Annotated in this window: 11 protein-coding genes and 1 pseudogene; 3 read left to right on the forward strand and 9 right to left on the reverse strand. The window is 63.9% G+C overall.

The annotated features are described in order from the left end of the window. The 3 genes and pseudogenes from pdxA to ACOJSJ_RS06855 all read right to left on the reverse strand — a co-directional run. Positions 1 to 113 (reverse strand): annotated as a pseudogene (gene pdxA / locus ACOJSJ_RS06845) (4-hydroxythreonine-4-phosphate dehydrogenase); the annotation flags it as partial. Beyond that, the gene (locus ACOJSJ_RS06850; RefSeq protein ID WP_420144243.1) at positions 106 to 1,491 is read right to left on the reverse strand and encodes a foldase protein PrsA; all 1,386 of its coding nucleotides are present in this window, start codon (positions 1,489 to 1,491) and stop codon (positions 106 to 108) included. The pseudogene pdxA and the gene ACOJSJ_RS06850, both read right to left, overlap by 8 nt. 86 nt (positions 1,492 to 1,577) lie before the next feature. Next, positions 1,578 to 3,845, reverse strand: coding sequence for an LPS-assembly protein LptD (locus ACOJSJ_RS06855; protein ID WP_420144244.1), 2,268 nt, complete (start codon positions 3,843 to 3,845; stop codon positions 1,578 to 1,580). 172 nt (positions 3,846 to 4,017) lie between these two features. Between ACOJSJ_RS06855 and ACOJSJ_RS06860 the strand changes: the two genes are divergently transcribed. From ACOJSJ_RS06860 to ndk, 3 genes are all read left to right on the forward strand, one after another. After that, positions 4,018 to 5,460: a leucyl aminopeptidase gene (locus ACOJSJ_RS06860; RefSeq protein ID WP_420144245.1), complete on the forward strand. Its 1,443-nt coding sequence runs from the start codon at positions 4,018 to 4,020 to the stop codon at positions 5,458 to 5,460. Positions 5,461 to 5,470: 10 nt separating this feature from the next. Further along, entirely contained in the window at positions 5,471 to 5,908 is a 438-nt protein-coding gene (locus ACOJSJ_RS06865; RefSeq protein WP_420144246.1) for a DNA polymerase III subunit chi, read from the forward strand. 214 nt (positions 5,909 to 6,122) lie between these two features. Then, a complete protein-coding gene (gene ndk / locus ACOJSJ_RS06870) occupies positions 6,123 to 6,545 on the forward strand; it encodes a nucleoside-diphosphate kinase (RefSeq protein ID WP_004210674.1) in 423 nt (140 codons plus the stop codon). Between the two features lie 158 nt (positions 6,546 to 6,703). Here the strand turns inward: ndk and ACOJSJ_RS06875 are convergent, their stop codons facing one another. From ACOJSJ_RS06875 to ACOJSJ_RS06900, 6 genes are all read right to left on the reverse strand, one after another. Continuing rightward, positions 6,704 to 7,549, reverse strand: a complete 846-nt coding sequence (locus tag ACOJSJ_RS06875) for a sulfite exporter TauE/SafE family protein (protein WP_420144247.1) — start codon at positions 7,547 to 7,549, stop codon at positions 6,704 to 6,706. Positions 7,550 to 7,664: 115 nt separating this feature from the next. Continuing rightward, complete coding sequence (locus tag ACOJSJ_RS06880; RefSeq protein WP_420144248.1) at positions 7,665 to 8,327, reverse strand: hypothetical protein; 663 nt, start codon at positions 8,325 to 8,327, stop codon at positions 7,665 to 7,667. A 7-nt stretch (positions 8,328 to 8,334) separates the two neighbouring features. Beyond that, on the reverse strand, positions 8,335 to 9,009 hold the full coding sequence (locus tag ACOJSJ_RS06885; RefSeq protein WP_420144249.1) for a glutathione S-transferase family protein: 675 nt from the start codon (positions 9,007 to 9,009) through the stop codon (positions 8,335 to 8,337). Positions 9,010 to 9,246: 237 nt separating this feature from the next. Then, complete coding sequence (locus tag ACOJSJ_RS06890) at positions 9,247 to 9,822, reverse strand: RNA polymerase sigma factor (protein WP_420144250.1); 576 nt, start codon at positions 9,820 to 9,822, stop codon at positions 9,247 to 9,249. Beyond that, positions 9,816 to 10,325 carry a sigma-70 family RNA polymerase sigma factor gene (locus ACOJSJ_RS06895; protein WP_420144251.1) on the reverse strand — a complete coding sequence of 170 codons (510 nt, stop codon included), beginning with the start codon at positions 10,323 to 10,325 and terminating at the stop codon, positions 9,816 to 9,818. Before ACOJSJ_RS06895 ends, ACOJSJ_RS06890 begins: the two co-directional genes overlap by 7 nt. Then, the coding region (locus tag ACOJSJ_RS06900; protein ID WP_420144252.1) for a hypothetical protein at positions 10,322 to 10,729 on the reverse strand (408 nt) is incomplete at its 5' end. The genes ACOJSJ_RS06895 and ACOJSJ_RS06900, both read right to left, overlap by 4 nt.

A 10,729-nucleotide genomic window follows, 5' to 3' on the forward strand; every position in this document is an offset into this window, starting at 1 on the left:
GGCAGGCCGCGCGCTTCGCGCATGACCCAGCTTTTGGCGACGATTTCCGGTCCGATCCCGGCGGGATCGCCCAGCGACACCGCAAAGGGCGAAAGAGGCACGGCGTCAGTTATATTCGATCACCGCGTCACGACGCAGGTCGCGCAGGTAGATGCGTGCCCGCTTGTTGACCCGTTCTTCCTCCATCTGCGCCATGATCTGTTCCGCATTGGGCGCGTTGGCCGATTGCGGATCGTCGCGGCCGCAGACCACGAGGACGCGCACGCCGTCGTTGATCGAACCGAAGGGCGGGGTCGATTCGCCGACCTGAAGGTTGAGCAGAATATCCTGCAACTGCGGCGGCAGGTCGCGTACCTTCACATTGTCATTGTCCACGACATCCGCGCCGATTTTCGTGCCGACATCATTGGCCTGACCGCAGCCCTTGATTTCCTTGACCGCGGCGGCGAAAGCGGCGGCCTTCTGCCCCGCCTGATCCTGCGTCGTGCCCTTGGGGAACATGACCGACAGCTGTTTGAGGCTGAGCAGCGCGTCGCGCGGATCGGCGGTCAGCACCTTGCGCTTGTCCATCACATACAGCAGCGACACGCCGCCCGCGACGGGGATCGGCCCGGCGATCTGCCCGACCTGCATTTCGGCCGCGGCCTGCGCCAGTTCGGGCGGCAGCTGGCCGGGACGCACCCAGCCAAGATCGCCGCCGACCGATGCGGTCGATGCTTCGGAAAACTGCCGGGCATAGGCCGGGAAGCTGCCGCCCTTCTGAATCTGTTCCAGAATGTTGCGCATGTTGGCAACGATCTGTTGCTGATTTTCCGGTGTCGCCTGAAGATAGATTTCGCCGATGCGATATTCGTCGCTGCCCTTGGCGGCGTTCAGCTGATCGACCTTGGCCTTCACTTCATCTTCGGACACGTTGATGAAGGGCTGAATATTGCGGCGGAGCAGGCGGCTCCACGCCAGTTCGCCCTCGATCTGGCGCTTGATGCTGGCGGCGGAGCTGCCCTGCTGGCGCAGATAGCCGTCGAACTGCGTCGGCGACTGGCGGAAATTGGCCGCGACGCGCTCATAGCTCTGCTGCACTTCGGCCGGATCGATCTTGATGTCGTTCGCGGCGGCTTCCTGAATCTGGAGCGTTTCGTCGATCAGGTTGCGCAGCACCTGTACGCGCAGCCGTTCCTTTTCCTCGTCCGACACCTTGCCGCCATTGGCGGTGACGATGAGGGCAAGGCGCTGGTCCACGTCGGTGCCGGTGATGATCCGGCTGTTCACGATGGCCGTCGCCTTGCGCACATTGGGGTCGCTCTTGCCAAAGACGGTCACGTCTTTTGGCAGATTGAGCTGTTGCGTGGCGACGCCGCCATCGTCATCGACCATCTGGGCCATGACCGGCTGGGCACCGGCGCAGATCAGCGCCGACGACAGGAACAGGGTGCGAAGCCCGGCGCGGACGCCATGCGAAAAAGTTTTGGGCGAGGAAACGACAGACAGCATCGTCGGCAATAATCTCCAATACGGACGGCACCTGATGCGCCAGTCCGCCTTAACCGGCCCTGACGGGGGATGCGGGAGCCTGTTCCTTATATGCCAATATTGCGGAAAGCTAGCCGTAGCTGGAAACCGTTGCCCTTTCGCGCGTCGCCATTGGTCTGATAGCTGCGGACCCAGGTGAAGCCGAGCGTCAGGCAATCATCTTCATAGGCAAAGCCAAGACGATGGCGGACGGGGTCGAAACCGTCGGCCTGGCTGATCGGATCTTCCTGCGCGTCGGTCAGGTCGATGACGGTCGATCCGAAAACGGACCAGAAACGCGCGAACTGGGCGCGGGCGCCCAGCCGGATTTCTTCGCGGTCCTGCAGGTCTTCCAGCCCGAAATTGGCATCGCGGTTCAGGCGCAGATAGCCCGCCATGACATAGGTTTTCTTGCTGCCGACCGTCGTGTCGATTTCGTTTCGGCGCACGGCAAGGCTGTCCTTGTCCAGCCGGAACCGGTGGGTGAAGGCAATGAAATCCTTGTACCGGATGGTGGTGCGGCCGACGATGTCGGACATGCGATCGGACAGACCGGTGCCGTCGGGCAGGATGCTTTCGCGGCTTTCAAGGCGATAGCTTTGCCCGATATTGCTCTGAAGCGAGAAATTGGGGAGGTCGAGGCTATATTCGAGGCCGTAGGTGATGCGCGAACTGTCCTCGAACCGGTCATAGCCCGAAAAACGGTTGAGCGCGAAGAGATTGCTGTCTTCCAGATCGACGGCGCGGGCGTCTTCGTTCGGCATGGACAGGTTGGCGATCTTTGGCGAAGCGACGATCTGGACCCGCGGGGCGATGCGTTGCACGCCGCCAAAGGCTTCGCCCATGAAGGGCCAGCGGACATCGACCGCTGCCGCGGCAATGCCGCGCGTCTGCCAGCCCGGATCGCCCGCATAGCTGACGACCGACGTCAGGCCATTGTCGCTGCTGTGATAGACGTCGCCGCGCAGATAGCCGGTGAAGGTGACTTCCTGACCCATGCCGGTCAGGGTGCGCAGATTCCATTCGGCGGCGGCAAAGGCGCGCTGCGTATCCTGCCCATGGCTGCGGGTGATGGCCAGCGTATTGGCCTGAAGTTGCAGCACGCCGCCCAGCAGCGGGTCATTCATGCGCAGACGGTAATCGATGACGGGCAGGGCGATCGGGGTCTGCCCCTGCGAATCGCCCTGACGCAGGGTCTGCACCGCCCAGCCGCGAATCGAGAAATAGCTGTTTTCGCCGATCCGCTGCGCGCCCAGAGTCGAACGCAGCCGATCTTCGCGGCTGATGTCGTAACGGCGCAGGAAAGTGCGGTCCGTCGCGGCGCGAATCGACCCGTCCAGGCTCCATTCGGGCGACAGCTGCATCTTGCCGGTAGCGTCGATATAGCCGCGAATATCCTTTTGCGCGTTGGCGGAAATATCTTCGTCGCCAATGCCCACGCGTCGGCCATAGGTGGCATAGCCGGTGATCGAGAAGGCGCCCCGGTCGAACAGATGCCGGTAATTGCTTTCCAGCATCGGCAGCACGCCCGAATAGACATGCGGCGTGACGGTGACGTCGCGATTGGGCGCCAGCTTGAAATAATAGGGCAGCGCGATTTCCAGCCCGTTATTCCGGTCGTAACGCAGGTTGGGCACCAGCAGGCCGCTGCCGCCGCCTTCGCCCACCGGGTGCGACAGGCCGGGCAGGGGGATGAGCGGCAGGCCGAACAGTTCGACATTCGCGTTCGTATAGGTCACCCGTTCGCGGGTGGGGTCGTAGATGACCTTGACCGCGTTGATCTGCCACGTCGGTTCCTTGGGACAGCCGTCATGATCCTCCACCGCGCAGCCGGTATAGGTGGCGCGGTTGAGCGTATAGACGCCGTTGACCCGCGTCCCCTTGACCGATGCAAGGCGGCCGCCGGATTGCAGGACCAGCAGCATATTGTCGACGGTGCCGTCCTTCAGCGTGTCGGTAACGTCGAACCGGTCGCCATAGGCGACGTTACCGTCGGCATCGATGATGGAGACATTGCCCTGCGCCTCCACCTTGCCGCTATTGCGGTCCCACACGACCTTGTCCGCGCGCAGCCGGTTGCCTTCGCGCAGCAACTGCACATTGCCGTCGGCGGTCACGGTTTCGCTGTTGCTGTCATATTGCAGCGCGTCGGCGGCGAAGCCGATCTGATCGTCACTGTCGGGCACCGGCGCGTCGGGCGCGCTGATCGGGGCGGCGGGTTCGTTCAGCTGCTGCGCCAGCGCGGCGTGCGGCGCGGCGGCAAGCGCGGCGCCGGCCAGCAATGCGGCGCGGAAGGAACAGGGTAAAAGGGCGTTTTGCAAGCAGTGGTGCCTCATCGACAGGCGCATATTGCTGTCCCGCCTATCGCACAGCGGCCCCGTGGGCAATTGCCCGTCTCGTTTCTTTGACGCGAAATCGGTCGAACGGCTTTGCCAGACGGGGAAAGCCGCACTATCTGAACGACAACAGAGCGGACCCCGCCCAAAACCCAAAGAGGACAAACCCCCCATGGATATTCAGTTCAGCCCCACCCGTCCCGACGCCGACACGCTGGCCATCATCGTGTCCAAGGGGTTCGACGCGCTGCCGCTGGCTGCCGCATCGACCCTGCTGGCGGGCGCGGCGGCATCGCGTTTCACCGGGGAAGCGGGCACCAGCTTCGAAAGCTTCGCGGATGAAGGCGGCACGGCGCAGCGCATAGTGTTGCTGGGCGTGGGCGCGGGGACCGAACTGGATTATGAAAAGGCGGGCGCGGCGCTGACCGCGAAGCTCAACAATAGCGGCGCGGCGCATGTGGCGGTCGAATTTGCGACCGGCGCGACGGCGGATCAGGCGGCGCAGCTGGCGTTCGGGGCGTGGCTGCGCAGCTGGCGCATCGACACCTATCGCACGCGTCAGCCCGAAAAGGCGAAGCCGACGCTGAAGACCGTGACGCTGGTCGCTGCCGATGCGCAGGCGGCATGGGACAGGCGCGCCGCGGTGGCGCAGGGCGTCGCCTTCACCCGCGAACTGGTGTCGGAACCGGCCAACATCCTGTATCCCGAAAGTTTCGTGGAACGGTGCCGGCATCTGGCCGATCTGGGCGTCAAGATCACCGTGCTGGACAAGGCGGCGATGGAAGAGCTGGGCATGGGGTCGCTGCTGGGCGTGGCGCAGGGCAGCGCGCGCGAAGCGCGCCTGCTGGCCATGGAATGGGACGGCACCGACGGCGCGGCGGAAAAGCCGGTCATTTTCGTGGGCAAGGGCGTGACGTTCGACACCGGCGGCATTTCGTTGAAGCCCGGTGCCGGCATGGAAGACATGAAGTGGGACATGGGGGGCGCTGGCGCCGTTGCGGGCGCGATGAAGGCGCTGGCCGGGCGCAAGGCGAAGGCCCGCGTGGTCGGCATTTGCGGGCTGGTCGAAAATATGCCCGACGGCAATGCGCAGCGCCCCGGCGACATCGTGACGTCCATGTCGGGCCAGACGATCGAGGTGCTGAACACCGATGCCGAAGGGCGCCTGGTGCTGTGCGACGCGCTGACATGGGCACAGCGGACCTATAATCCCGAAGTGATCGTCGACCTTGCCACGCTGACCGGCGCAATGATCGTGTCGCTGGGCAATGAATATGCGGGAATCTTTTCCAACGACGATGATCTGGCGAATGATCTGATCGCGGCGGGGCAGGCGGCGGGCGACCCGCTGTGGCGTTTCCCGCTGTCGGCCGCCTATGACAAGCTGATCGACAGCCCGATTGCGGACATGAAGAATATCGGGCCGCGCTATGCCGGGTCGATCACCGCCGCGCAGTTCCTCAAACGCTTCATCGAAGACGGCGTGAAATGGGCGCATCTCGACATTGCGGGCATGGTGTGGGCCGACAAGCCCGGCGCGACATGGGACAAGGGCGCGACCGGTTACGGCGTGCGCCTGATCGACCGACTGGTCGCCGACCGGTTCGAGGGCTGATCGCACCGCGATGCAGGTCGACTTCTACCAGCTCAGTCGCGATCCCGTGGATCAGGTGCTGCCCGCCATTGCGGGCCGCATATTGGCCATGGGCGCGCGGCTGCTGGTGGTGGCGCAGCAGCCGGAGCGGCTGGCGCGCATTTCGCAGGGGTTTTGGGCCGGTCCGCCGGACAGTTTTCTGGCCCATGGACAGGCGGATGAAGGCGGCGCGGCGCATCAGCCGATCCTGCTGAGCGCCAGTTGCGATGCCACCAATGGCGCGCGGCATATCGCGCTGGCCGACGGGGTGTGGCGCGACGCGGCGCTGGCATTCGACCGGGCCTTCTACTTCTTCGATGCGGACACGATCGACGGCGCGCGCGCCAGCTGGCGTGTGCTGAGCAGGGCGAATGGCGTCGAACCGCGTTTCTGGCGGCAGGAAGGCCGCAAATGGGTGCAGGGGCCGTAGGCAGCACTTCGCCATGCCAGCGCATCTGGCATCGCAGGCCCTGATATGTCAGGCCCATGACGATCCCGGCCTTCGTCGGGATGGCGATGAAACGGCGTTGTCGCGGCATTCCTGCCAGCGTTGTCGGGCGGCAAAGTTAAGCCCCTTGCGGCCCGGCGCGGCCGCGTCTAAAGGGCGCGCAACTTTATTCCAACCAACCGGAGTTACGAGGGCCATGGCCGTCACGCGCACTTTCTCGATCATCAAGCCCGACGCGACCCGTCGCAACCTGACCGGCGCCGTCACCAAGATGCTGGAAGAAGCGGGCCTTCGCGTCGTCGCTTCCAAGCGCATCCGCATGAGCCGCGAACAGGCCGAAGGTTTCTATGCCGTTCACAAGGAACGCCCCTTCTTCGCTGACCTCGTCGCGTTCATGATTTCCGGCCCGGTTGTCGTTCAGGTTCTGGAAGGCGAAAATGCCGTGACCCGCAACCGCGACATCATGGGCGCCACCAACCCCGCCAATGCCGACGCAGGCACCATCCGCAAGGAACTGGCCGAATCGATCGAAGCCAATTCGGTCCATGGTTCGGACAGCGAAGAAAATGCCGCGATCGAAATCGCCTATTTCTTCAAGCCCGAAGAAATCGTCGGCTAAACCCCGACCGTCCGAACGGACATGAAAGGCCCGGCGCTCCCCGTGGAGCGGCCGGGCTTTTTCTTTGGCCATTTGGGGCAGATTTCACTTTCAGTTCGAGCGTATCGAGAAGAACCCTGCACGATCTTCTCGGCAGGCTCGAACCAAGCAGGGCGGCGTTATCGTGGCGCGACCGGCGCGGGGGCTTCGACGCGGACCGGGTCGGGTGTGCGCGCCTTCACGAACAATTGCCAGGACGACACGGCCAGCACGGCGGCAAGCAGCGGTTGCAGGATGCGGTCGGGCGCATGCGACGACAGATAGCTGCCGACGATCACGCCGGGGATGGAGCCGATCAGCAGGTTCATCAGCAGCACCGGATTGACGTCACCCATCAGCCAGTGGCCGGTCCCCGCGATCAGCGCCAGCGGTACGGCATGGGCGATGTCGGACCCCACGATCCGCGCGACGGGCAGGCGGGGATAGAGGAACAACAGCACTGTCACTCCGATCGCGCCCGCCCCCACGGACGACAGCGACACCGCCACGCCGATCAGCGCGCCAAGGCCGGTGGTGCCATAAAGGATGGCGGCATGCGAATGGGTGGCGCCAAGGTCCGCACGATGGCGGAACAGCCATTTGCGACCGATGACCGCGACCGATGTGACGGCCAGCAGGGTCGCCAGCGCATAGAGGATGACATGTTCGCTGGAGGCGCCGATGTCGCCGATCCAGCCGAGGATCAGCAAGGTGACGATGGCGGCCGGGATGCTGCCCGCCGCCATCCGCCGCACGATCGGCCATTCGATGGTGTCGCGTTTGCCGTGCACGGCCGATCCGACGATCTTGGTCAGGGCCGCGAACAGCAGGTCGGTGCCCACCGCCGTCTTGGCATTCACCCCGAACATCAGCACCAGCAGCGGCGTCATCAGCGATCCGCCGCCCACGCCGGTCACGCCGACCAGCAGGCCGACCAGCAACCCCGCAACGGCATGGAAAAGGTCGATCGATCCCATCAGGCTCATGGTGCCCGTCTTGTCCCTGCTCTTATTATTGCAACCCCATCTGGGGCCGTTCCACCCGTTTCGGGCGCGCAACACAAGCGGCTTTCCTGTTTCAGGGGATGAAGCAGGACTTGTCCTATCGTCCGGTCAGCCGCGCCCATCGGGCGTCGACGGCGGCCTGCGCACTGCCGCTTTTCAGCGTTTCGACCCGCGACAGGCCCCGCAGCGACAGGCTGTGCCCGGCGATCCAGCGGCCCGCTATGCCATAGCCGATGTCGTAGAGGGCGACGGTTTCATGCGCGTCGCCACCCACCACGAAACGGGTGGTGATGGCCACCGGCAGCCGTTCGTCCCCGACGCTGTCGTCGGGCAGCTTCGCCTTCGCCCGCGCTTTTTTCAGGGCGCTTTCGAACCACCCCGCCTCTATCCGCGGGTCGCCGGTGGTATCGACCGGCGCGATGCCAAGGGCGCGGGGAAAAAGGATGGTCTGGCTCTGCACCACCTTATCCGGATCGGTGGTGCCGATCGCAATCCGGTCGTCCTTCACCGATCGGGCGTTGAGGACCAGCGCGGTGGCGCGGCTGGACGCTTTCCTGCTGGCGGCGGCGCGTTCGGCGATCTTGTCGGCGCGCTCATCCTGCTTGTCCGACCAGTTGAGGAACAGCGTCAGGCCGGAAATGACGACCGCCAGAACCGCCAGCACTTCGCCCAGCGTAATCCAGCGGCGGCGAATCGCGGCGGCTTCCGCGGCGCGTTCTTCCTTTACCGCTTCCTTCGGGGTGTCGGGCGTATCGCTCATCGCGGCGTCACACCATCTGCGGCGGGTTTTCGAAACGGTCGATCACCCAGTCTTCCGCCTGCGCGCCGCCGATCCATTCCTGCATCCACGGATGGGCGATGATCGCGCGCATATAGGCTTCGGCAAAGCGGGCGACGGGCAGCTGATAGGTGATGAAACGGGTGACGACCGGCGCGAACATCAGATCGACCGCGCCGAATGCACCGAACAGGAAATCGCCTTCGCCGCCATGGCGTGCGCGGGCCTCCGCCCATAGCTGCATGATGCGGGCGACGTCCTGCTTCACCGCGTCGGATGGCGGGACGGCGGGATAGATCTGCCGGATATTCATGCTGTGTTCACGGCGCAGCGCGGCAAAGCTGCTGTGCATTTCCGCCGCCATCGACCGGGCCATGGCGCGCGCGGCGGGATCGGTCGGCCAGAACAGGTCGCCATCGGTTTTTTCGTTCAGATATTCGACGATGGCCAGGCTGTCCCACACGACGATGTCGTCGCCATCCCACAATATCGGCACCTTGCCGGAGGATGGCGCGAATTCGTCACCCTGCCGACGCCTTTCCCATTCCTGATCGTAAAGGGGCACGACCACTTCATCGAAGGGCAGGGCGGACAGCTTGCACGCCAGCCAGCCGCGCAGCGACCAGCTCGAATAGGCCTTGTTGCCAATGAACAGCTTCATCATGCCGTCTTTGTAGACAGGGGACGCGCGGCAAGTCGAGTGGGAAGGTCCAGCGCCTGAATTTACCGGGAAATAAAATGTGCCGAGCCGGAATCGAACAACTCAAATTTTCCGATTTTATTACAATCACATATTGAGTTCGTGCGACGTGGATGCCCCCAATTAGGCCCCGAGAATTTTTTCCTTCAGAAGTAATCGAACCGACTCCCAAGTGCATTGCGCAGCAGTCCATGCGCGATGCTATTCCCGATGCGCGAGCGCGACTCTGCGACACCGTGCGAGTGCGCGTCCGATATGCTTCTCGACGGCCTTGGTGCTGATACCAAGTTCGTCGGCGATATTCCGATATGTCATCCCGCGCAGGCGGTGCATCAGGAAGATGCGCCGAGTCTTTCGCGACAGGGGGCGAAGCGCCCGCCGGTAAGCCCGCCGCAATTCCATTGCTTCGACATGCCGTTCCTGCTCGGGCGCCACGGGTGCATCGCAGGTTTCGTCGAACTGACAGGCGGTGCCTCCCTCGCGCATATTCTTGCGCGCTCGCTCGATCAGCAGATTGTGCGCTACTCGCGCCAGATAGGGGCGAGGATATTCGACCCGATCGAACGCGCCACTGCGGAGCAGCCGCGTGAAAGCTTCCTGCACAAGATCGGGCGCGCCATCACGCCCGATCCTCCTCCGGAAATAATGGAACAACCACCCTCGCTCAGCGCGATAGAAGGCCGCGAAATCAGTCCCCGAACCGGGCGAGGCACGAGTTTCCGCCCGTTCTCGAACGTCGGCGGCGCGGTCGCGCCCGATATATGCCCCGGTCAACATTGCGCGGTAGCCGCAGCACGGCAGCGCGCAAGGGCCTGCACCATATGGTAATCGACGGTCGCGATGCTGATGCCGAGGCCCGCCGCGATCTCCCTGTAGCTCATGCGCTTCACCCGGCGCATCACGAATACACGCCGGGTCTTCGGCGGCATGGCGCGAACAGTCTGCCGATAGAGACGAAACAGGTCGATCGCTTCGATCCGCCATGTCTGACTGGCACGCGACGTCGCATCGCGCTCGTCGTCGAAGGGAAAGAAGATCGGCATGTCATGCCGTTTCCGGCGCGCGCGATCGATCAGCAGGTTGCGGGTAATCCGTGAAAGATAGGCGGCCGGATTCTCCACGCGGCCCAGCGCCTCGCTGCGCAGAAAGCGCGCGAATACCTCCTGCACCAGATCGGGCGCTTCGTTGGGGCCGACCCGGCGTCGCAGTTTACGCAGCAGGCGCCGATGCTCGGCGCGATAGAAGTCCTCGAAGACGGCGGTCGAAGCGGGCGCAGTCATGGCCGCGCTCCTTTGCGTTCGCGCTCGTTGAGCGGCGCATCGCGCGAGGCGCGATAGAGGGTGATGCCTGCTTCGATCCGGTCGAGGATGAAAGTGTCACGCTCGGCCTTCGCGATGCGAATGTCGGCGCGGGAATAGAGTTCGAGGCTGACCGCGCAGCGATCGCCAAGCTCGCTGCCGATGATTTCGCGGGCGCGGGTCCAGCAACATTCCTCTTTGAAGAGCGGATGATTGACGACGATCCAGAAATCGTAATCGGAATGATTGATCGTGTATTCGTCTTCATACCAACTTCGGCGGGCATAAGGGCCGATAAGAATGACCCGGCTAATCCGCCCAGGCACGGGCGCCTGAACCTGATCAGGGTCGAAACATCGGCGCAGGATGCGGGCGATTCGCTCGAT

Source organism: Sphingobium sp. (assembly GCF_048594625.1).
GTDB lineage: Bacteria > Pseudomonadota > Alphaproteobacteria > Sphingomonadales > Sphingomonadaceae > Sphingobium.